The 21,011-nt window shown below is 49.3% G+C and carries 20 protein-coding genes; 6 read left to right on the top strand and 14 right to left on the bottom strand.

Going from position 1 to position 21,011, the window contains the following annotated elements:
• Positions 1 to 2 precede the first annotated feature (2 nt).
• Positions 3 to 2,954, bottom strand: coding sequence for a bifunctional diguanylate cyclase/phosphodiesterase (locus AR688_RS12695; protein WP_068234321.1), 2,952 nt, complete (start codon positions 2,952 to 2,954; stop codon positions 3 to 5).
• A gap of 109 nt (positions 2,955 to 3,063) precedes the next feature.
• On the opposite strand from AR688_RS12695, the gene AR688_RS12690 reads away from it, so the two are divergent.
• Positions 3,064 to 3,516: a c-type cytochrome gene (locus AR688_RS12690; RefSeq protein WP_068234318.1), complete on the top strand. Its 453-nt coding sequence runs from the start codon at positions 3,064 to 3,066 to the stop codon at positions 3,514 to 3,516.
• Positions 3,517 to 3,533: 17 nt separating this feature from the next.
• Here the strand turns inward: AR688_RS12690 and AR688_RS12685 are convergent, their stop codons facing one another.
• Positions 3,534 to 4,184, bottom strand: coding sequence for a cytochrome b/b6 domain-containing protein (locus tag AR688_RS12685; RefSeq protein WP_068234315.1), 651 nt, complete (start codon positions 4,182 to 4,184; stop codon positions 3,534 to 3,536).
• A 55-nt stretch (positions 4,185 to 4,239) separates the two neighbouring features.
• Here AR688_RS12685 and AR688_RS12680 point away from each other — a divergent pair, with 55 nt between their 5' ends.
• The 3 genes from AR688_RS12680 to AR688_RS12670 all read left to right on the top strand — a co-directional run bounded on the left by AR688_RS12680 (position 4,240) and on the right by AR688_RS12670 (position 8,748).
• Positions 4,240 to 6,591 (top strand): penicillin acylase family protein, encoded by a 2,352-nt coding sequence (locus tag AR688_RS12680; protein WP_068234308.1) that lies wholly within the window; start codon positions 4,240 to 4,242, stop codon positions 6,589 to 6,591.
• Between the two features lie 179 nt (positions 6,592 to 6,770).
• Positions 6,771 to 7,925 (top strand): chorismate mutase, encoded by a 1,155-nt coding sequence (locus tag AR688_RS12675; protein WP_068234305.1) that lies wholly within the window; start codon positions 6,771 to 6,773, stop codon positions 7,923 to 7,925.
• Positions 7,926 to 8,031: 106 nt separating this feature from the next.
• The gene (locus AR688_RS12670) at positions 8,032 to 8,748 is read left to right on the top strand and encodes a substrate-binding periplasmic protein (RefSeq protein ID WP_231732062.1); all 717 of its coding nucleotides are present in this window, start codon (positions 8,032 to 8,034) and stop codon (positions 8,746 to 8,748) included.
• Between the two features lie 92 nt (positions 8,749 to 8,840).
• On the opposite strand, the gene AR688_RS12665 is transcribed toward AR688_RS12670, so the two are convergent.
• The 4 genes from AR688_RS12665 to AR688_RS12650 all read right to left on the bottom strand — a co-directional run bounded on the left by AR688_RS12665 (position 8,841) and on the right by AR688_RS12650 (position 12,336).
• Positions 8,841 to 9,266 (bottom strand): potassium channel family protein, encoded by a 426-nt coding sequence (locus AR688_RS12665; RefSeq protein WP_068234303.1) that lies wholly within the window; start codon positions 9,264 to 9,266, stop codon positions 8,841 to 8,843.
• A 124-nt stretch (positions 9,267 to 9,390) separates the two neighbouring features.
• Positions 9,391 to 9,810, bottom strand: coding sequence for an SMU1112c/YaeR family gloxylase I-like metalloprotein (gene gloA2 / locus AR688_RS12660; protein ID WP_068234299.1), 420 nt, complete (start codon positions 9,808 to 9,810; stop codon positions 9,391 to 9,393).
• A gap of 35 nt (positions 9,811 to 9,845) precedes the next feature.
• The gene (locus AR688_RS12655) at positions 9,846 to 10,826 is read right to left on the bottom strand and encodes a tetratricopeptide repeat protein (protein ID WP_068234296.1); all 981 of its coding nucleotides are present in this window, start codon (positions 10,824 to 10,826) and stop codon (positions 9,846 to 9,848) included.
• A gap of 103 nt (positions 10,827 to 10,929) precedes the next feature.
• Positions 10,930 to 12,336, bottom strand: coding sequence for an MBL fold metallo-hydrolase RNA specificity domain-containing protein (locus AR688_RS12650; protein ID WP_068234293.1), 1,407 nt, complete (start codon positions 12,334 to 12,336; stop codon positions 10,930 to 10,932).
• Positions 12,337 to 12,499: 163 nt separating this feature from the next.
• Here AR688_RS12650 and AR688_RS12645 point away from each other — a divergent pair, with 163 nt between their 5' ends.
• Positions 12,500 to 13,381, top strand: a complete 882-nt coding sequence (locus AR688_RS12645; RefSeq protein WP_068234290.1) for a TIGR00730 family Rossman fold protein — start codon at positions 12,500 to 12,502, stop codon at positions 13,379 to 13,381.
• Positions 13,382 to 13,396: 15 nt separating this feature from the next.
• On the opposite strand, the gene tyrA is transcribed toward AR688_RS12645, so the two are convergent.
• The 8 genes from tyrA to ffh all read right to left on the bottom strand — a co-directional run bounded on the left by tyrA (position 13,397) and on the right by ffh (position 20,036).
• Positions 13,397 to 14,530 (bottom strand): bifunctional chorismate mutase/prephenate dehydrogenase, encoded by a 1,134-nt coding sequence (tyrA, locus tag AR688_RS12640; protein ID WP_068234287.1) that lies wholly within the window; start codon positions 14,528 to 14,530, stop codon positions 13,397 to 13,399.
• Position 14,531: 1 nt separating this feature from the next.
• Positions 14,532 to 15,590 (bottom strand): 3-deoxy-7-phosphoheptulonate synthase, encoded by a 1,059-nt coding sequence (locus tag AR688_RS12635; RefSeq protein WP_068234282.1) that lies wholly within the window; start codon positions 15,588 to 15,590, stop codon positions 14,532 to 14,534.
• Between the two features lie 234 nt (positions 15,591 to 15,824).
• Positions 15,825 to 16,439: a DNA-J related domain-containing protein gene (locus tag AR688_RS12630; protein WP_068234281.1), complete on the bottom strand. Its 615-nt coding sequence runs from the start codon at positions 16,437 to 16,439 to the stop codon at positions 15,825 to 15,827.
• A gap of 57 nt (positions 16,440 to 16,496) precedes the next feature.
• On the bottom strand, positions 16,497 to 16,856 hold the full coding sequence (gene rplS / locus AR688_RS12625; protein ID WP_068234280.1) for a 50S ribosomal protein L19: 360 nt from the start codon (positions 16,854 to 16,856) through the stop codon (positions 16,497 to 16,499).
• A 22-nt stretch (positions 16,857 to 16,878) separates the two neighbouring features.
• On the bottom strand, positions 16,879 to 17,667 hold the full coding sequence (gene trmD, locus AR688_RS12620) for a tRNA (guanosine(37)-N1)-methyltransferase TrmD (protein ID WP_068234278.1): 789 nt from the start codon (positions 17,665 to 17,667) through the stop codon (positions 16,879 to 16,881).
• The gene (gene rimM, locus AR688_RS12615) at positions 17,667 to 18,194 is read right to left on the bottom strand and encodes a ribosome maturation factor RimM (RefSeq protein WP_068234275.1); all 528 of its coding nucleotides are present in this window, start codon (positions 18,192 to 18,194) and stop codon (positions 17,667 to 17,669) included. Before rimM ends, trmD begins: the two co-directional genes overlap by 1 nt.
• A 30-nt stretch (positions 18,195 to 18,224) precedes the next feature.
• Positions 18,225 to 18,476, bottom strand: coding sequence for a 30S ribosomal protein S16 (rpsP, locus tag AR688_RS12610; protein WP_068234274.1), 252 nt, complete (start codon positions 18,474 to 18,476; stop codon positions 18,225 to 18,227).
• Positions 18,477 to 18,668: 192 nt separating this feature from the next.
• The gene (ffh, locus tag AR688_RS12605) at positions 18,669 to 20,036 is read right to left on the bottom strand and encodes a signal recognition particle protein (protein WP_068234273.1); all 1,368 of its coding nucleotides are present in this window, start codon (positions 20,034 to 20,036) and stop codon (positions 18,669 to 18,671) included.
• 149 nt (positions 20,037 to 20,185) lie between these two features.
• Between ffh and AR688_RS12600 the strand changes: the two genes are divergently transcribed.
• The gene (locus tag AR688_RS12600) at positions 20,186 to 20,992 is read left to right on the top strand and encodes a cytochrome C assembly family protein (protein WP_068234272.1); all 807 of its coding nucleotides are present in this window, start codon (positions 20,186 to 20,188) and stop codon (positions 20,990 to 20,992) included.
• Positions 20,993 to 21,011 lie beyond the last annotated feature (19 nt).

Below are 21,011 nucleotides of genomic sequence, written 5' to 3'. Positions count from 1 at the left end.
GGTTAACTGTTAACAACATAGTTCAGGCGACTAAGCTCCTGCTCAGCCAATGGCATGCTGAAGTAGTAACCCTGAACCTGGTAGCAAGCATTTTTTCTTAGAAATTCAACTTGTTCGGCAGTTTCTACCCCTTCTGCTACTACGCGAAGATTCATCTTTTGCGCCATAGCGATAATCGCAGCAACAATATCCATATCGTTACGATCATCGGGAATATCTTTGACGAACGAGCGATCTATTTTCAGCTCGTCTACCGGAAAACGCTTTAAATAACTAAGCGAAGAATAGCCTGTACCAAAGTCATCGATAGATAAAGACACCCCGAGACGCTTTAACTGATTTAACTGGTTAATAGCCGCATCGGTGTCACCCATCAACATACTTTCAGTAATTTCAAAGATTAAAAACGCCGGGTTAGCGCCGGTGCGCAGTATAATCCGCTCGACAATTTCCGGCAGGTTATCATCCTTAAACTGCCGCACAGACAAGTTAATCGACAAGGTAACATTGTGGCCGCGGCTATGCTGGCGTGATAAAAACCGGCAGGCTTCCCAGATAATCCACTCGCCAATTTGCACGATCAGCCCGGTGCTTTCGGCCACGCCAATAAACCGTAGCGGCGGCACCAGGGTATTGTCCGGCCGTAACCAGCGCAGTAAGGTTTCATAGCCAACAATGCTGTTATCTCGAATATCAATTTTTGGCTGATAATACAGCAGGAACTGATGCTCACGGATGGCTTCACGCAATTGGTTTTCAATCAGCAATCGTTCATTGGCCGCTTCGTTTAAGTCATGGCTGAAAAAGTGGAAGGTGTTTTTACCGCGGGCTTTGGCTTCATACATGGCTAAATCAGCATGTTTTAGCAGCAGTTCTTCTTCTGAGGCATCTTCCGGCGCTACTGTAATACCAATACTGGCACTGATAGATACTTCATGGTTACCCAGTTTTACCGGCGCAGCAAAAGCCTGCTGTAAATTAGCGGCAATGCTGGACGCCTGGCCCCGGTCAGTAATGCCGCTTAAAATAACGGCAAATTCATCGCCGCCCAGCCGGGCAATAGTATCTTCTTCGCGCAAGCGGCTGATCAGCCGCTTGGCCACTTCTTTTAATAATTCGTCACCGGCATCATGTCCCAGGGTATCGTTAATACGTTTAAATTCATCCAAATCAAAATACAACAACGCAAAACTGTAGTAGCCGCGGTGCGACATAGCGATGGCTTTACGCAACTGGTCACGGAAATAACTGCGGTTAGCCAGCCCGGTCAGCACGTCGTAATAGGCCAGTTGCTCCATCTTTTTCTGGCTTTGTTTAATAAAGGAGATGTCCTGCATGGCACAGACATAGTTACTGATACCGCCTTTTTCATCACGGATAGGCGCTATCGCCAGAGACACCCACAACTGGCGCTCAGCATGCTGCAACAACATATCACCACGCCAGTGTTGACGCTCAGCCAGCGTTTGCTGAATTTCCTCTGCCACGTGGTGCATTTCTTCGGCAAATAAACTGCCAAGCGGCTGTAACTGTATTTGTTCTGTTGTAGTGCCAATCATCTCGGTCAGAAACGGGTTGGCGTACTCGATACGCAGCAACTGATCGGTTAACACTATACCTGAGCTGGAAAAAGACACCGCTTTACTCAGTTTTCTGGCCGAGCGCTCTGCCTGCTCTTTTTCTTCTATCCGGGCATTTAAACCGCTAACTAAGGTAGATATTTCATCAGACATACGGCCAAACGCCTGATTAAGCAAACCTATCTCATCGTTCTGCGTATCCAGTTGCACCTGCTCCATATCGCCGCGTGACAGGCGGCTGATAGCACCGGACAAGCGGTTGATCCGCTTTAAAATAAAATGATAAATAATCAGCTGTAAAAACAATGCCACCAGCAGCGCCACAGCAGTAAATACCAGTACCAGCCGCGAGCGTACTGAACTAAAAGCGGTAGAAATATCGGCTTTATCAACATAAACACTCACATACCAGTCTGCACGCTCGACAACATCTGTCGCAATAAGCTTTTCCGGCGCCAGAGCTTGTGCCTGCATAACTTGTCGTGGATTGGCCGCATACTGGCGCGCATACTGGCTCAGGCTATCGGCACCGGCCTCATCGGCCTGTAAAGGGGTGTTCATTGGCGGATCGGTGCGCAAAAACTGCCCGGCAGAACTAATAATCTGGCCCTGGCTGTCAAAAATCATACTATGGCGGCCTTCCTGGCGCGGCAACATGGCCAGAATATCCTGCAGAATAAAATCCGTACCTGTAACACCAACAAACTCATCATTGACATAAACCGGAATGATCAGGCTGGTCATCCATTTTTTCCAGATATTGTCGTAATACAGTGGCGTCCAGCGCGGTTGGCGTGCCGGGTTTTGCTCTGGTGTGGCAATGTTGTAAAACAGATCCTGATTAAAATCATGCTGGCTGCTTACCTGCAGCGCCCAGTCAGCCGGTGAAATACGGATAAACTGTTCTTTGGAAATAAAATAAAAGTTAAAAAACTCCTGCAGCATCAACGGTGAAAGCTGCTGCCACAACAAGCCGGTTTTATCAAACAGGCCAGCAACACGGGTATTGTAGTTTTGCGCGGCGACAAAAGCGCCGGAGTAATCATCCTGCACGCGAATACTGCCATCAGCAGCGGCTTTTATCGTGGTCGGCCCCGACAGCTGTGCCATGCCAAGGCTGCGGCTTATCACCTGATTTGCGGCAATGGCTTTTTGTTCTTTTTGCAAAAAGTTTTTATTCAGCTGCAAGGCATGGTTTGCCGCGCTGTGTTTCAGAGCAACTTGTTGTTGCTCGAATTCATTGGCTTCTTGCAGCAAAATAACCGCATAGCCTATGGCAAAACCGGCAGTAACGATGGCAAGAAATACCACCAGCGCAAATTTGCGCCCCAGCGAGTCCATTCCTGTTGGTTTAATAAAGTTTACGTCCTTCACTACTCTGCCTGATTTTGAAAAAACTATTGATTATTGGCAAGATATCGCTTTCTATAACGACACGACGCAATCATTATTGCATGTTAATTCATCAAAAGAGAATGAAACAATGAAAAAACCCCTGTTAACTGTCGTTTTAGTATCACTGCTATCTACCTCTGCTTTTGCCGGCAGCGCCTTTACTGAAGCTAAAGACAGTGTTACGTACCGTCAATCTGCATTTCAGCTGATCCGCCATAATATGGCCGACATTGCCGATATGCTAAAAGGCGACGTCAGTTACGATGCAGAGCGTGTCAACAAACGCGCTACCGCTCTGGCTACGCTAACAACCCTACCCTGGGAAGCCTTTACTGTACCGGGAGCCGAACAAGGCGGTGGCGATGCCAAAGCTGATGTGTGGAAGAACCTAAGCGATTTTCAAAGCCGTGGCGAAAAGCTGGCAACTGATGCACTGGCATTAAAATCGGCGGCTGACAGCATGGATCAGGCCGAGGTGCGTAAAGCCTTTGGCAGCTTTGCCCGCAACTGCAAAGCCTGCCACGACGACTACAAAAACTAATAGCGACACGGCGCTGTTTACAGCAGCGCCAGCAATTTGTGCCCCTGCCAGAAATACAACGCCATCAATAATAGCCCAAACAGAATAAAGTAAACCGTACTGTGTTTTACACCGCCAGCATCTGTGCTTGCTGTATTATCCTTGCCGGTAACCATGACCCACAACACATTATGTACCCGCGCACTGTGCCAGAGTGCCGCAATAATATGCACGGCCACCGCCGCCAAAAGAATATTAATATTGATCTTATGAATATCCGAAGCAATGTCGACCCAGCTTGCCGGTAACAGGCGCACCAGTGGGCCGTCACTCATATAACTGTTGTCAAAAGTGGCAAGCCCGGTGAGCAGTTGCACCAGTACCAACACAATCAGCAGCACTATCATATAAAAAGACGCCGGATTATGCCCTTGCACAGCATAAGGCTTACGAAGGTAATACACAGCCGCAGCAGGTGTGGCGGCAAACTGGCTAAAACGTGCGGTTTTACTGCCCACAAAACCCCAAACCAGCCGTGACACCACCAACGCCAGCAGCGTATACGCCAGTAACTGATGCTGCGCTATTAAACCTTCTTCACCGGTGTACCACAACCCGGCCAGCAACAGTACCTGGCTCCAGTGGAAAAACCGGACGGCAAAATCCCAGACTTTTACTTTTTGTGACATTGTGCGTAGTCTCCGTTATGCTAAGTTTTTGATTTTATACCAGAGACACAAAAAGATGAATTGGTGGAAATGGATCCTTGCCATATTAACCTTGTTGCTGGCCCTCGCCGCTGCGGCAATTTATGCCGTGTTGTACCTGAGCTTACCAAGCTATGATGGCACTCAGCCAAGCAGTATCAGTAATACCGCCAGGCTGGAACGCGATGCGTTGGGTTATCTTAGCATCCATGCCGCAAACCGCAGCGATGCCGCCTTTGCACTGGGATTTGCTCATGCGCAGGAGCGGTTCTTTCAAATGGATCTACTGCGCCGCAATGCCGCCGGCGAACTAGCCGAACTGTTCGGCAAACGCGCACTAAAGGCCGATCAGGCGTTGCGCCAACACCGCTTTCGCAGCCGGGCCACCCAGGCGCTGGCTACACTGCCTGTTGAGGACAAACAGCTGCTGAGCAACTATAGCCGTGGTGTTAATGAGGGCCTAGCAGCCCTTAACCGGCCGCCATTTGAATACACCGTGCTACAGCAAACACCAACACCCTGGCAAGAGGCTGATTCGTTTTTAGTTATTTACAGCATGTATCTGGATTTACAGGGCAAACTGGGCCGCGACGACTATGCAATGACCATATTAAAACAAACCGTGCCGGATGAATGGTATCGCTTTTTACAGCAACATTCTGATATCTGGCAGGCCGCAATAGATAACAGCCAGATTGAAGCCATACCTATGCCCGCCTCAACCTATCCACAACTGTTAACTAACAGCCAGAGTGCCTGCAACCTGTGTGCAGTAAAAGATGCCACCGATATTGGCAGTAATAACTTTGCCGTAGCCGGCAGTTTAACCAGCCATGGCAGCGCTATATTGGCTGACGATATGCACCTGAGTATTCGCGTACCCGGCACCTGGTATAAAGCCCAGCTAAACTGGCGCGATGGCACACAACTACGCACGGTTTCCGGCCTTACGTTGCCCGGCACCCCCGCTGTTGTAGTGGGCTCTAACGGTAATATTGCCTGGGGGTTTACCAACAGCACCGCCGACTGGCACGATCTGGTAGCGCTGCAACTGTCAGACGATGGCAAACGCTACTTAACCGCCGACGGCTGGCAGGCACTGGAATATGTGTACGAAACCATTAAAGTTGCCAACGGGCCTGATCAGCCCTTGCAACTGGCACAAACCCGTTGGGGGCCGTTGGTGCGCTTTGGCGACAGCCCGGCTTATGCCCTGCGCTGGGTAGCATATGATATTGAAGCGGTTAATTTTAACCTGCTGCAGCTGGAAACTTCAGCAACAGCGCAAGAGGCCCTGCAACTGGCTCCACAGGTTGGCATACCCACGCAGAACCTGCTGGTGGCCGACAATAAAGGCAATATTGGCTGGAGCCTGATGGGCCGTGTACCTAAACGCAACCTGCCGGATCTGGATACCGCACAAGACTGGAGCAACGCTGAATACGGTTGGTTTGGTTATATAGCGCCAGATGCCCAGCCACAGTTATTAAACCCCGGCAGTAACCGGCTATGGACGGCAAATTCGCGTGTTATTGGCGCAGCTGACTATCAGTTAATTGGCAATGGCGGTTACGACTTAGGCGCCAGAGGCTGGCAAATTCAGCAAGGCCTGAACACGTTACATAGTGCCGATGAACAGGCACTGCATAACATCCAGTTGGATAACCGTGCATTAATGCTGGAGCGCTGGCAACAGTTGTTGTTAGAGGTGCTGGACAACGACACTGTGCAACAACATCAGTTGCAGTCATACCGTCAACATGTGCTAACCAGCTCACAAAGTGCCAGTGTTGATGCCGTTGGTTACAGCCTGGTACGGGCGTTTCGCCTGCAATTACTTGAGTTGCAGTTTGCCCCGCTGTCAGCGTATCTGGAGCAGCACGGCGCCCGCAGCCGGGATCTGAAATACTCACTGGAAACGCCACTTTGGGTCATGTTACAACAGCGGCGCACTGATACCTTACCGGCAAACTTCAGCAGTTGGGATGAGTTACTGCTGGCTGCCGTGTTACAAAGTAAGCAAAAACTGCAGCAGGACAACGGCAGCATCAACGAGAGTAACTGGGGTTACATTAATCAGGCCCGTATACATCACCCGCTATCCGCAGCTATACCAATGTTGGGTGGCTGGCTTAATATGCCAGCAACAGAGCTTAACGGCGACAGCCATATGCCAAGGGTGCAGCGCCCTGGTTTTGGCCAGTCGCAGCGTATGGTGGTAGCGCCGGGGCAAGAACATAAAGGTATTTTAACCATACCGGCAGGTCAGTCTGGCCACCCGCTTTCGCCGTTTTACCGTGGCGATCATCAATACTGGTTAAACGAAGTGGCCTTGCCGTTTTTACCCGGTGAGAAAAAATATCAGCTGCTGCTGACACCTCAGGGTTGACTTTAGCCATCCAGACGGATTATGTTAGACGCCATGAAAATACTTAACACCGCGCTCAGCTTTTTTCGCTTTACCACCTTACACGGGAGGCGGTGAGCTGCGCGCGCAGTAATACCTGAAACCTCCCACGCCGGGAGGTTTTTTTTTGCTTACTTTTAGCTCAGACAAAGAGAATTAACATGGAACTGGATGAAATACGCCACGCAATATCTGACACCGACAAGCAATTGCTGGCTTTATTATCAAAACGGCGGCAGCTGGCACTGGCTGTAGCCGACGCCAAACTGGCACAAAACAAACCAATACGTGACCAAAAGCGCGAGCAAGAGCTACTGCTGTCGCTGATTGAGCAAGGCAAACCATTAGCGCTGGACGCCCAATACGTAACCCGGCTGTACCATGTCATTATTGAAGACTCAGTGCTGCAACAACAGGCCAAAATTCAGGGCCAGCTAAACGGCACCAACAGCCCGGCAGTACGGGTAGCTTTTCTGGGCGGCCAGGGCTCATACAGTTACTGGGCAACACAAAAGTATTTTACCCGCCGCGCCGAGCGTATTATTGAACAAGGTTGCGACAGCTTTAACGAAATAGTGCAGGCGGTTGAAACCGGCCATGCTGATTACGCCCTGCTGCCGATTGAAAACACCTCATCGGGCAGTATTAACGAGGTGTACGACTTACTGCAACATACCCGGTTGTCTATTGTTGGCGAGCTAACCCACCCTATCGCCCACTGCCTGCTCGGTTTACCGGGCACAGATTTAAGCAAAATCCGCCAGGTGTGCGCTCACCCGCAGGTTATTGCCCAGTGCAGCCAGTATCTTTTAGGTTTGTCACAGGTGAAAATTGAATACTGCGACAGCTCATCCGACGCCTTTAACCGCATTAAGCAGCAGCAAGACCCAACAGTGGTAGCCATTGGCGGCGAAGAAGGCGGCCAGCTATACGGTTTGCAAGTGCTTACCCGTGATTTAGCTAACCAGAAAGACAACGTCAGCCGTTTTATTGTAGTGGCGCGCAAACCGGTGACAGTGGCCAAAGCCATACCGGCGAAAACCACTTTTATTATGTACACCGGCCAGCAACCCGGCGCGCTGGTAGATGCGCTGCTGGTGTTAAAGCAACATGGTATCAGTATGGGCAAACTGGAATCGCGGCCTATTAACGGTAACCCGTGGGAAGAGATGTTTTACGTCGACGTATTTGCCAATCTGAACGACTACGCCATGACCCGCGCTCTAGAAGAGCTGAATAAAATCACGAAGTTTATTAAGGTATTAGGTTGCTACCCCAGTGAAGATATCGAGCCAACCCAGGTCACTGCCGGCTGATAATGTGCAAGCCTGAGGGGCACAAAGCCCCTCTGCTTTACTAGTCAAATTTATGTTAATAAACTAAGCTTTACCGGCAATCAGCAACCATAAGGTTTAGCTTTTAATGCGGCACTTACTGTGTTTTTGTTGTTTTATTGTCGGCTTCGCCGCTGCCGCGTCAGAAAAAGCCGTATTGCGCATGGCCATGCCTGACTACCCTCCTTACACCTATGTTGAGGATGGCCAATATCAAGGCGAAGGTTATGACGCTTTTGTGTTTATTATGCAGCAACTACAGCGTGATTTTAATATTTCACTGGTGCCCAATTATGGCCGCGCAGTGCTGGATTTGCAGAACAATGTAATCGACGGTTTATTTTTAGCCTCAGAAAATGCCGAACGCAACAGCATGGCCGTATTCTCAGATCCGGTAAGCATTACCCGCTGGACCTGGGTGTGGTTAACGCAGCAGCAAACTCTTACGCCCGATAGCAGCAACTTTGCCAGCCGCGCTATTGTATCGGCGCAAATTAACAGCAATATTTATCTATGGTTAAAAGCGCAAGGCTACCGCGTTGCTGGTGGGCCAAACAATATTCGGGATCTATTCCGCTTATTAAATAATCGCCGGGTAGATGCCATTATGCTACCTGAACAAACTGCGCTAACCGTGATTCAGGAAAACAGCTACCCGTTGCAGAACTATCAGTTTAAAACTATGCGGGAGTTACCTTTTGCCATTTACATCAGTAAACGTTTTTTAGAAAAAGAACCTAATTTTATGGTGCAGTTAAATAACGCTATTGCCGAGTATCAACAAACCAAAACGGCGTTGCCATAGACCGGCTTATTGCTGGCCTCAAAGCGACAGTAGCAGGTTTATTATCTGTCAACCAACCGGGCTACTACTTTTCCGAAAGCCTCCGTTATGTATTAGTGCGTACCCCAGTAGCGCTGCATTTCAAAAAATAAAAAAGACGCCGTCCAGGTAATCAGTACCAGCCCGGTTAGCGATTCAATGCCGGTTAAAAAACGTAAATCCCCCATCGGCACTATGTCACCAAAGCCTACAGTGCTGAACACCGTAGAAGAAAAATACACACAATCCATCAGGCTGCCGTTAAAATTACCGGTAAGTTCTCCCCAACCTTCGGCGTTGTGCATCAAATAGTACGCCAGGGCAAACAGCCAAATTTCAACCATATGTGCCACTAAAGCACCACATACGCCAAACACAATTTTGTAGCGATGTTTTATTTGCATTTTAGGGATAACAGACGATAAGCGAACCAAAAACTCGTAATGTACCAGTACTGCTGTCGCAACAACCAAACAGTTAATCAAAACAACATAAAACATGTTATACCTCAGTCCGTAACAGCCTTGACCAGTGATTCGTTGAATACCCGACCCCAAGGGCGATATCTAACTATAGAAGGTGTCTACTGATCATGGTTAACTCGGAGCTCTAATGCCCCGTGCATCAGCGCTGATACAACTCCAGCGGCAGGCCGTCGGGGTCTTGAAAGAAGGTGAAAGCTTTGCCGGTAAATTCGTCGATGCGGATTGGTTCTACTGCTACACCCTGCGCGGTTAGATAATCGGCAAACTCTGCAACACTCTCTACCACAAACGCCAGATGGCGCAAGCCTTGTGCTTCGGGTTTGCTTGGCCTTGCTGGCGGGTTTGGAAAGCTGAATAGCTCGATTTGGTTGCCGTTTGGCAGGGCAAGATCGAGCTTCCATGAATCGCGCTCGCGGCGATAGTTTTCGGCAATAACACTTAAACCCAACAGCTCTGTATAGAACTGCTTTGAGCGGGCGTAATCACTGCAAATTATCGCCACATGATGAATGGCACCAAGCACAGGGCGCGTTATAGAAAGAGGTACAGGGCGGGTCATAAAAAAGGCCTTAAGCTACTAAGGCCCTAAGTGTATCAGAGCAGCTTTTGCAGCTCACCTTTTAACTCTTTATCCTGTGTTGATGCCAGCAGTGGTTTTAAAATTTCCTCTGCTTTAGCCTGTTGCTGCTGCGCTATATATAACTGGCCTAAACGCAATTTTGCCCAGTCGATATTATCCGCTGCTGGCTGCTGAGCGATAAACTGCTGCAAAGCGCTAATGCCCTTATCAACAGCTATGCCGCCTTTTACTGCCGAGCGACCAATTTGGTACAGTGCCTGTGCTTGTGCAGCGGCGGCTTCATCATCGCTTGCTGGCATGGTCAATGCCTGGTCAAATAATGCGACTGCTTTGGTATGCTCATCAGCGCGGGAAAAGGCAACACCACGCTGCAGGTAGGTTTCCGGCCGCTGTGTTAGCAATTCATCTTTGGCTAAAAGCGCATTAAACACAGCGTCATCCTGCAAATCAGATGCATTTAACTGTAATAAAGCCCCTTGTAAGGGGTCAATCTGCTTTAACTGCTCAGCCAGTTGCAAGGCTTTGTCTTTATCACCACCGGCAATACCGGGGGCCTGGGCGAGAAAACTGCCCAGCGCAATATAGCTGCGCGGGTTATCCGGTGCCAGTTTAAGCGCGGTTTCGTAGGCTTTTTTACAACGCTTAGCATGCCCCAACGCACTTAACATACTGGCAGAAGCTGCCAAGTTGCAGCTTACCGTGGCATACCAGTGCTGGTAGTCAGCGTTGTTGCTATCAATCTTCACGGCCTTTTCCAGCAAGTCTTCTGCTTTGTCAGCGTTGTTTAACAGAGCTTCGGTTTGCCCCAGCAAGGCCAGCAGTTGTGCATCTTTGGTTTTTTTAGTGACTAAAGGCGTTAGTAATGCCTGTGCTGCCTGCATATCTTTGGCTTGCCATAAGGCTTTAACTTGTGCAGTTAATGCCTGTGGATCTGCCGAATTGGCCAGCACGCTACTGCTGAGTATCAGGCCGGAAAAAAACAGGATGCTACGCATGGTGCTGCTCCGTATCGCGCTGCGACAATTAAGTAGCAAACACTATAAAGCACAGCACGCGCACCTGACCATAGGTCAAAAGTAACAAAATGTATGTTAACGCTTATAGTTCAATAACATCGCCTTTGGCCGGAATATTTGCTGCTATGCCAAGCTGCGCTAATTCCTGCTGCAATGCCTGTTGTGCCTCTGGCTCGCCATGTACTAAATAAAACTGTGGCTGCCCGCCAATGGCCTGTGCCCAGTCCAGCAGTTCACTCTGGCCGGCATGTGCCGAAAAGCCACCAATGGTGTGCACTTTGGCTTTTACCATTATCTCCTGGCCAAACAGCTTTACCCGCCGCTCGCCATCTACCAAACGCCGTCCTAAGGTGCCCTGCGCCTGAAAACCAACAAAAATCAGGTGATTCGAACTTTTCCATAAATTGTGCTTTAAATGATGCACTATCCGGCCACCGTTACACATGCCACTGCCAGCAATAATAATGGCGCCCTGGGTTACGCGGTTAATTGCCATCGACTCTTCCACACTCTCAGTCAAACGCAGCATTGGCAGTAAATCCTCCAGCAGCATGCCTTTTCTAAAGCCTATGGCAGCCAGATCTTTTTGGTCCAGGCTGTGCAGGTAGTCGTTATAAATGTTGGTAATGCTAATGGCCATTGGGCTATCAAGAAACACCAGCCGCTGTTTTAACCGGCACTGATGGTGCAGCAGTGCGAGGTAATACAAGATTTCCTGCGAACGGCCAAGTGCAAAGGCCGGAATAAACACATTACCGCCGTCTTTATTGGCATGTTCCAGCGCAGTTGCCAGCTCTTCCAGCGAGTTGTCGATATTCTGATGGTTACGGTTACCATAGGTGCTTTCCATCAGTACGATATCTGCCTGGCCTATGTCGGTTGGGTCGTGCATCAGCACGGTAGCCGGGTTGCCTAAATCACCGGAAAACACCAACTTGCGCATAGCTTTACTGCCTTTAAGCCACAATTGCACGATGGCTGAACCGAGAATATGGCCGGCGTCGGCAAACTCCAGCTCTAACCCCGGCAGTGGCGTAATAGGCTTTTTGTAGTTTACTGTTTCACACAACTGCGCTACGCGCTCGGCGTCGGCGACGGATAACACCGGGTCTTGCAGCTTTTTACCGGCGCGCGCGGCTTTTTTGTTTTGCCACTCCAGATCTTTTAAGTATAAATGCACCGAGTCTTTTAACAGTACCGGCAGTAATTCGGCCGTGCCGGGGGTGCAGAGTATTTTGCCGTCAAAACCACGCGCTACCAGCAGCGGTAGCAAGCCGCTGTGGTCAATATGAGCATGGGATAAAATCACCAAATCAATATCTTTGGGCCGAAAAGCGAAATGAAATTTGTGCCATTCGCGAATTTGGTCGGCGCCCTGCACCATGCCGCAATCGAGCAGAATTTGCAGGTTATTAAAGCGTATAAGGTAGCAAGAGCCGGTAACCTGCTGAGCGGCACCGATAAAACTAAGAGTGGCAGAAAGAGGCATCGGGTGTTTCCTTGTCAGTTTACTAACCTTCGTTATACCGCAACAGTCAGGCCTAAAGGTTAGCCTATATCAAACAAGACGTTGGTTTTAACATTTTTCCACTTGCCGATTATCTGTATAGTAAGTAGCTAAAGTAAGCAGCATTAGCTTTAAAGGAGCCGTTATGACATCTGATCCGCATCAACTACACGAACGTCATCTGGCATCGGCGCAGCAGTCTGTCGACGCTATTGCCAGGCTGCAGGACCACAGCTCTTGCCGGCTGGCATTTGCCGACAATGAATTTTTAATGCAGGACGAGCTGCGTCATGTACGGCTGCAACTGGAATATTTAAAGCCACAGCTGGTGCTGGAGCAGCACAATATTACCGCTACCATAGTGGTATTTGGCAGTGCACGCTTTCTATCACCGGATCAAGCGAAAACGGCCGTAGCCCTGGCAGAAAAGCAGCTGGCAGCAGCCGATACCGCACAAAACCAGCAGGCACTAAAGCGGGCTAACAAACAGTTAGATAACAGTAAATATTACACGGCGTCACAGCAGTTTTCGGCGCTGGTTACCCGTTACAGCTGTTGCAACCCCGATTGCGCCATGACAATTATCAGCGGCGGTGGCCCCGGCGTGATGGAAGCGGCCAACCGCGGCGCTATGGACGCCGGCGGTGAAAGCATAGGCTTAAATATTGTGCTACCCAGAGAGCAGCAGCCCAACCCGTACATTACACCGCAGTTTTGTTTTCAGTTTCACTACTTTGCCATTCGTAAAATGCACTTTTTACAACGCGCCCGCGCCTTAGTAGCCTTCCCGGGTGGCTTTGGCACCTTAGATGAGCTGTTTGAAACCTTAACCCTTATTCAAACCAAAAAGGCTGCGCGGGTGCCGGTAATTTTGTACGACAAAGCCTTTTGGCAAAAGCTGATTAACTTTGACATGCTGGTAGAAGAAGGCGTGATCAGCGCCTCAGATCTGCAGCTGATCCAGTACGCCGATACAGCGGAGCAGGCGTGGCAGCTGATACTGGATTACTATCAGTTGCAGAAATAACCCGCCACAGTTGGGTTAACTGCGGCTGTCAGCAGCTTTTTGCAGCAGTTGTTTACTCTCTTGTAAAAACTGCCCGGCCAGGTCACCGAAAAACTGCTGGCCTTTGCCAAATTGCGCCATTAAGCCGGCTTTATCTTTAGCTTTAAGTAGCTGCAACAGTGCAGTAAAGCGCTGCTGGTAGCGCTCCAGCAAAGCAGTCACTTCACAGGATGACAACATAATATCGGCATACAGCTCGGCGTTTTGCGCAAATAAGCGTCCTACCATTGCCAGCTCCAGCCGGTAAATTGGTGAGCTGAGTTGCAACAGCTCATTAAGATCAGCGTTTTCATCGGCTAAATGCACACCATACACCAGAGAGGAAAAGTGCCGCATGGCCTGAATAAGCTGCATGGCACTGTCGTGCTCAGCCGCCTGTTTTACTGCCAATTCGGCGCCCCAGACATTAAGCTGTTTTAACAACCACTGGTACTGGTTTTCATCCCGGCCATGGCACACCACCACTACCTGTTTTACCAGATTGGTAATATCCGGGCCAAACATCGGGTGCAGCCCGACCACCGGGCCCTTATGTTGTTGCAGCATGGCATTAAGCGGCTGTTGCTTAATACTGGTAATATCGGCCAGTACGCAGTCAGCCGGTAATGCTGGTAGCTTATTAATTAACTGTTCGGTTAAGGTAATTGGCACCGCCAACAGCACCAATGCTGCCTTAGCACAAATAGCCTCCGCCTGCGGCCAGTCTTGCTGCTCCAGCACGACAACTTCGTAACCGGAACGCTGAAAAAGACTAACAAAACGGGCGCCAAGCGCACCACCACCACCAACTACAACCACCTTGCCACCGCCCTCTCGGCAACACACAAAGCCGCTTTCCTGGGTCTGGTATGACTCGCGCATAATACGGCGCAGCACATCTTCAGTTAAGTCTGCCGATACGCCCAGCGCTTGCGCCTGTTCACGCCGGGCACTAAGTAACGCTTGCTCACGCTCGGGTACATATACCGGCAAAGCGAATTGCTGCTTTATTTTACCTACCTGAGCGGTCACTTTAGCGCGCTGCGCCAACAGCGCCACCAGCTGGCTGTCAATGCTGTCTATTTGCTGACGCAGTGGCGCCAGTGCCTGCTGTGCTGTCAGATCTGTCATTTCAGGCTGCCACCACCGCCGGCTGCATCTGCTGGTGTAATGCCGCCAGTAACTGGGCTGTCGTATCCCAATCAATACAGGCATCCGTTACCGACACACCGTACTTTTCTGCTTTGCCGTCAATCAAATCCTGACGGCCGGCAAACAGGTGGCTTTCCAGCATAATACCGATAATGGCATCGTTACCCGCCAAACGCTGTGCCAGTACATTGTGCGCTACCTCACCCTGGCGGTTGTGATCTTTATTTGAGTTGCCATGGCTGCAATCAACCACTATGCCACGCGGCAGGTTCAACTTATCCAGTTTGGCCAGGGCTTCGCCAATGCTCTGCTCGTCATAGTTAGGCTTAGCACCGCCACGCAAAATAATATGGCCATCTGGGTTGCCAGCGGTTTGCACTAAGCTCACTTCACCACGCTGATTAATACCAATAAAGCTGTGGCCACTGGCGGCAGATTGCAGCGCATTAAGCGCGATATTTAAATTGCCGTCGGTGCCGTTTTTAAAACCGACCGGCATCGATAAACCGCTGGCCATTTCGCGGTGGGTTTGCGACTCTACCGTGCGTGCGCCAATCGCTGACCAGCTGATTAAATCCGACATATATTGCGGGCTGATAGGGTCCAGCGCTTCGGTAGCAGTAGGCAATTGCATTTCTACCATTTTCAGCAACAGCTCGCGGCCCCAGGTTAAACCGGTTTCCAGATCGAACGAGTCGTCTAAATGCGGGTCGTTAATAAAGCCTTTCCAGCCCACTGTAGTACGCGGCTTTTCAAAGTATACCCGCATCACAATGTATAGGCTGTCGGCGTATTGTAGCTGCAGTTGTTTTAATTTTTGCGCATATTCAATCGCCGCTACAGGGTCATGAATGGAACAAGGGCCTGTTACCACTAACAGCCGTTTATCGCGACCATGTACGATATCGGCAATGGTATTACGTGCCTGTTGCACAAACTGGGCGCCCTGCTCTGAAAGCGGCAATACTCTTTTTAATACTGCCGGTGGGCTTAACGGCTTTTCTGCCACTATGCGCAGGTCGTCTACTATTTTACTCATGCTAAAACTCCGGTGTGCGGTGTTGCAGGCATTAAGCATAGGTAAAAACGCTAAATTTGCTAAGGCGCGCCCTTACGTAAACTTTAATATACAACACGTAATCATTTAAATACGATTTGCGAATAGTAAAGATCCTAAAGCAGCGCGTCAACCCATTGAAGACCAATAAAATCAAGATGGAAGCAAATAATTGCACCACAGAAAATACGTATAGTTAAGTGTACATAAAAACTATCAGCCGGGTTGCTGCAGTTGCTGATAAGCCTGTTGCAGTAAAATAAATTGCTGCTGCTCGCCACCACGGTCCGGGTGTAGCTGTAATGCCTTAGTGCGATAAGCTTTTTTCAGCTGTTGCGGCGTAAATGAAGCGGGCAAACCGAGCAAAGCCAGCGCTTCGTTGTGCGCCATTGTATTTACCGATACGACCGGCTGTTGCCACTGTTGCCAGAACGCATCCAGATGCTGATCAAGTAATTGCTCTGTCATGGCATAAAAGTTCTGCCAGTTCAGATAATAGTCTTGCCGGCCGGCATCGGAGTCTGGCGGCAAGGCTTGCGTTAACGGTAATAGCTGTAGTTTGGCCAGGCCAATGGCCAAATAGCCGTGGCGCTGGGCCAGCCAGTGCTGCTGAATGCGGTATAACAGGTGGTACAGCACAAAGTGTTGTTGAAAGCGGGCAAGATCGGCGCTTTGCAGCGTATCGCTGTGTAGCTTTAACCCCAGCCGCGATAACAAATACTGTTCTTCTATCGGGCTGTGTGATGGCGTATACGCCAGGATCAGGCTTTCCAGCTGGCCTTGCAACAAGTTAAGAATGGCAGTGCTAAGGGGGGCTTGAGTATCGGTCATAGGTGCACTATGCCAAAAAGAAAAAAGGCCGACAAGTGTCGGCCTTTTAAGGGTAGCTTAGTTAAGCTTTTCGCGGATACGCGCTGATTTACCTGAACGATCGCGTAAGTAGTAAAGCTTAGCACGGCGAACTGCACCACGACGTTTAACGGTGATGCTGTCTACCATTGGGCTGTGCGTCTGGAATACACGCTCAACACCTTCGCCATTAGAGATTTTACGTACAGTGAATGCAGAGTGCAGACCACGGTTACGTTTGGCGATAACTACGCCTTCAAAAGCCTGCAGACGAGTTTTATCGCCTTCAGTTACTTTTACCTGAACTACGACAGTGTCGCCCGGCGCGAACGCTGGAACGTCTTTCTTTAACTGCTCGTCTTCAAGCATTTTGATGATGTTTTGGCTAACTTTGCTCATAACAATCTCACTTTACCTGGAATTAACTGTCTTCTTGCTGCCCCGTCCGGCACTCTTGCTGATATTCACGTTGGAACTCAGCCAGTAACCGTCGTTGCTCCTCAGTCAGAGCCAGGAGATTTAACATATCCGGTCGTCTAAGCCAGGTTCTCCCAAGAGACTGCTTTAAACGCCAGCGTCGTATATTTTCATGGTTACCACTCAGTAAAACTGCTGGTACCTGTTTGTCTGATAACACTTCGGGCCTTGTGTAGTGTGGACAATCCAGCAAACCGGATGCAAAAGAATCCTGCTCTGCTGACTGCTCATGCCCAAGTACGCCTGGTACTAAGCGCGACACTGCATCTATCAATGTCATCGCCGGCAATTCACCGCCACTTAACACGTAATCACCAATTGACCATTCTGCGTCAATTTCGCTTTCTATTACGCGCTCATCAATGCCTTCATACCGGCCAGCTACTAACAGTAGCTTAGAATACGTCGCCAGTTCAGTGACACCTTGTTGGTCTAATTTGCGGCCTTGCGGCGACAAATACACCGTGTGTACACCTTCACCTGCAGCTTGCTTGGCAGCGCGTATAGCGTCACGCAGCGGCTGCACCATCATCAGCATACCGGGGCCACCACCATAAGGCCGGTCATCTACAGTGCGATGCTTGTCCGTTGTGAAATCACGCGGGTTCCAGCATTGCAGTTGCATAATGCCTTGCTTTACAGCACGGCCGGTTACCCCGTATTGCGTTATTGCCTGAAACATTTCCGGGAATAAGGATATAACCCCTACCCACAGCTTAGTGTCATCCGGCATTAAAACGCGGGATCCCAGTCTACGATAATGCGACGCTCGGTTAAATCGACGCTTTTAATCACGGTATCGATTAAAAACGGCAACAACCTTTCTTTCTGACCAAATGCATCGGTACGGTTGGCTTTAACTACTAAAACGTCGTTAGAGCCGGTTTCCATCATGTCGGTTACTTCACCTAAGTGGTAGCCCGCCTCGTTTATTACTGCTAAGCCCATCAGGTCTTTCCAGTAATAGTCACCGTCTTCTAATGAAGGCAGTGCCTGGCTTGCTACGGCAATTTCAGCATTTACATACTGCTGTGCCAAATCCCGATCATTGACGCCGTCCAGTTTCGCTATCAGGCCATTACTATGGCGCTTCCAGCTGGAAACCTGCACTGGTTGCCAGTTACCCTGAAATTTTATTTGCCAGGGTGTGTAATCAAAAATCCCTTCCGGGAAGTCGGTGTAAGCGTTAACTTTCAGCCAGCCATTGATGCCGTAAACTGCACCAAATTTGCCAAGAACGACTAAATCTTTCTCACTCAAGCTGACTACTCCACACGACCTTTAAGCTAATTAAGCAGTTGCTTTCTTAGCGTTTTTTACCAAAGTTGCAACGCGATCACTCAGTGAAGCACCTTGTGCTACCCAGTGATTAACGCGGTCCAGGTCCAGACGCAGTTTCTCTTCAGTACCGCCGGCGATTGGGTTAAAGAAACCCACGCGCTCAATAAAACGGCCATCACGAGCAAAACGGCTGTCCGCTACCACAACTTGGTAAAATGGACGCTTTTTCGCGCCACCACGTTGTAAACGAATAGTTACCATAAGGCCCTCTAATTTTATCGTTCAGGTTTTATCAAAAATAACAAAGCCCCCGGTTGGACCGAAGGGCTGCAGCATTTTACTGATTTGACGCGCAATTGCAAGGTATTTCGCGGCTTGGCTGCTATTACAGCGTTATTATGGCAGTAAATAAAACCCCGCATTACAGCGGGGTTAAGTAAGCTTCTTTGCTGGTTAGCGCGGTGGCAGCATACCCGGCGGCAGTTTTCCGCCCATGCCACGCATCATCTTCATTAAACCGCCTTTACCCGACATTTGCTTCATCATCTTCTGCATTTGGGTGAATTGCTTCAGTAACTGGTTAATATCCTGCACCTGAGTGCCGGAACCGGCGGCAATACGTTTCTTGCGTGAGCCTTTGAGCAAATCCGGAAACTCACGCTCTTTGGGTGTCATCGAGTTAATAATGGCTTCCATTTTAACAAACTGCTTGTCACCCATCTGGTTCATCGCACCGGCTGGCAGGTTTTTCATGCCTGGCAATTTGTCCAGCATCGACATCATGCCACCCATACCGCGCATCTGCACCAATTGCTCACGAAAATCCTCTAATGAAAAGCCTTTGCCTTTCATCATCTTCTGCGCCATTTTGGCAGATTTTTCTTTATCTACTTTTTGCTCAAGCTCTTCAATTAAGCTAAGCACATCACCCATACCCAGAATACGCGATGCCACCCTGTCCGGGTGAAACGGCTCTAAGGCATCGGTTTTTTCACCGGTACCTAAAAACTTAATCGGCTTGCCGGTAATATGGCGGATAGACAACGCCGCACCACCACGGGCATCACCATCGGTTTTGGTTAAAATAACCCCGGTAAGCGGTAAGGCATCGTTAAAAGCTTTGGCTGTATTGGCCGCATCCTGGCCTGTCATGGCATCTACCACAAACAGGGTTTCAATAGGTTTTACTGCCGCATGTAACGCCTTTATTTCGTCCATCATGTCGCTGTCGACATGCAAGCGACCGGCAGTATCGACTAACAACACATCAAAAATGCGGGTACGGGCATAAGCAATAGCCGCATTAACAATATCAACGGGTTTTTGTGAAATATCGCTGGGGAAAAACTCTACGCCAACATCTTTAGCCAGTGTTTCCAGCTGTTTAATCGCTGCCGGGCGATAAACGTCGGCAGACACTACCAACACTTTTTTCTTTTTACGCTCGGTTAAAAATTTAGCCAGTTTACCTACAGAGGTGGTTTTACCTGCACCTTGCAAGCCCGCCATTAGCACTACTGCCGGTGGCTGAGTGTTCAGTGTCAGCTCTTCATTAGCCTCGCCCATCGCCTCTTCTAAGGCTTTGCGGACAATTTTCAGAAATTCCTGGCCGGGAGTCAGGCTTTTGCTTACTTCCAGCCCGACTGAACGCTCTTTAACGTTAGCAACAAAATCACGCACTACCGGCAGCGCTACATCGGCCTCAAGCAGTGCCATACGTACTTCGCGCAGCGTATCTTTAACGTTGTCTTCAGTTAAACGGCCCCGGCCGGTAATGTTTTTTAGCGTGGCGCTTAAACGATCAGAAAGATTTTCAAACATGGTTTTTCACTCGACAGCCATAATGCGGCCGATTATATCAAACTCAAGCGGCAGAAGCAGCCGTTAAGAAACTGTTGATCGCAGCTATGGGCATCCGGCAAAAGTTGCAATACAATGGTTAGCCATTAAAACAAAAGGAAATGCTGCTAATGTCTACGGTGCTGTTAACTGCGCTGGCCTTAATTGCCTATCTGGTTGCTACCGGCTCGGTATTGCTGCGCATTTTTCACCCGCAGGGGCCGCATTTTAAAACCACCTTTAGTGCAGCCATTATTGGCCTGGTGCTGCATATGCTGGTACTGGCAACGATGTTGTTTACTGAGCAAGGGCAAAATTTCAGCTTGCTTAATGTCAGCTCTCTGGTGTGCTGGCTTATTACGGTGGCGATAACGCTTACAGCCCTGCGTACCCCAACTATCTTGCTGTTACCGGTTGTTTATGGCTTTGCCAGCCTCGTGCAACTGGCCGTACTTACCTTACCGCACAGTGTGCAACTGCAGCACTTTGAGCAAAATATTGTATTGCTATTGCATATTATGCTGGCTTTTATTGCCTACGCTATTTTAATGATGGCGATGCTGTACTCGTTTCAGGTTAGCTATATCAGCAACAGATTAAAGCAAAAAGACTTTGCCGCCATGACACGGCATATGCCGCCTTTAGTACAGGCCGAAGTGTTACAATTTCGCATCCTGTTGGCCGGTACTATATTGCTGGGGCTGGCCTTGTTGGTGGCTGCAGTTTTTATGGATAACTGGCTGGCAAAAGATAACCTGCATAAAAACGTGTTCAGTCTGCTTGGTTTTACTGTTTTTGCCGTATTATGTTGGGGCCATGCCCGCAAAGGCTGGCGCGGTAAAACTGCTAATATTTTAACTGTCACCGGTGCAGCCTTGTTAACACTTGGCTATTTTGGCAGCCGCTTTGTACGCGAAGTGCTGCTAAATACACTTTAATTCTTGACTCATCTGCCAC

It is taken from the genome of Rheinheimera sp. EpRS3, from assembly GCF_001513785.1.
Classification (GTDB): Bacteria; Pseudomonadota; Gammaproteobacteria; order Enterobacterales; family Alteromonadaceae; genus Alishewanella.
This window is presented reverse-complemented; position numbering and strand designations above follow the sequence as displayed.

What these genes read in the sequence shown, in the direction of transcription:
- AR688_RS12600 (WP_068234272.1), top strand. Translation starts at nt 20,186, where the DNA reads ATGTCTACGGTGCTGTTAACTGCGCTGGCCTTAATTGCCTATCTGGTT.
- rpsP (WP_068234274.1), bottom strand. Translation starts at nt 18,476, where the DNA reads ATGGTAACTATTCGTTTACAACGTGGTGGCGCGAAAAAGCGTCCATTT.
- AR688_RS12665 (WP_068234303.1), bottom strand. Translation starts at nt 9,266, where the DNA reads ATGTTTTATGTTGTTTTGATTAACTGTTTGGTTGTTGCGACAGCAGTA.
- AR688_RS12675 (WP_068234305.1), top strand. Translation starts at nt 6,771, where the DNA reads ATGGAACTGGATGAAATACGCCACGCAATATCTGACACCGACAAGCAA.
- trmD (WP_068234278.1), bottom strand. Translation starts at nt 17,667, where the DNA reads ATGCCGGATGACACTAAGCTGTGGGTAGGGGTTATATCCTTATTCCCG.
- tyrA (WP_068234287.1), bottom strand. Translation starts at nt 14,530, where the DNA reads ATGACAGATCTGACAGCACAGCAGGCACTGGCGCCACTGCGTCAGCAA.
- AR688_RS12655 (WP_068234296.1), bottom strand. Translation starts at nt 10,826, where the DNA reads ATGCGTAGCATCCTGTTTTTTTCCGGCCTGATACTCAGCAGTAGCGTG.
- AR688_RS12630 (WP_068234281.1), bottom strand. Translation starts at nt 16,439, where the DNA reads ATGACCGATACTCAAGCCCCCCTTAGCACTGCCATTCTTAACTTGTTG.
- AR688_RS12680 (WP_068234308.1), top strand. Translation starts at nt 4,240, where the DNA reads ATGAATTGGTGGAAATGGATCCTTGCCATATTAACCTTGTTGCTGGCC.
- AR688_RS12670 (WP_231732062.1), top strand. Translation starts at nt 8,032, where the DNA reads ATGCGGCACTTACTGTGTTTTTGTTGTTTTATTGTCGGCTTCGCCGCT.
- rplS (WP_068234280.1), bottom strand. Translation starts at nt 16,856, where the DNA reads ATGAGCAAAGTTAGCCAAAACATCATCAAAATGCTTGAAGACGAGCAG.
- AR688_RS12690 (WP_068234318.1), top strand. Translation starts at nt 3,064, where the DNA reads ATGAAAAAACCCCTGTTAACTGTCGTTTTAGTATCACTGCTATCTACC.
- AR688_RS12650 (WP_068234293.1), bottom strand. Translation starts at nt 12,336, where the DNA reads ATGCCTCTTTCTGCCACTCTTAGTTTTATCGGTGCCGCTCAGCAGGTT.
- AR688_RS12685 (WP_068234315.1), bottom strand. Translation starts at nt 4,184, where the DNA reads ATGTCACAAAAAGTAAAAGTCTGGGATTTTGCCGTCCGGTTTTTCCAC.
- AR688_RS12635 (WP_068234282.1), bottom strand. Translation starts at nt 15,590, where the DNA reads ATGAGTAAAATAGTAGACGACCTGCGCATAGTGGCAGAAAAGCCGTTA.
- gloA2 (WP_068234299.1), bottom strand. Translation starts at nt 9,810, where the DNA reads ATGACCCGCCCTGTACCTCTTTCTATAACGCGCCCTGTGCTTGGTGCC.
- AR688_RS12645 (WP_068234290.1), top strand. Translation starts at nt 12,500, where the DNA reads ATGACATCTGATCCGCATCAACTACACGAACGTCATCTGGCATCGGCG.
- ffh (WP_068234273.1), bottom strand. Translation starts at nt 20,036, where the DNA reads ATGTTTGAAAATCTTTCTGATCGTTTAAGCGCCACGCTAAAAAACATT.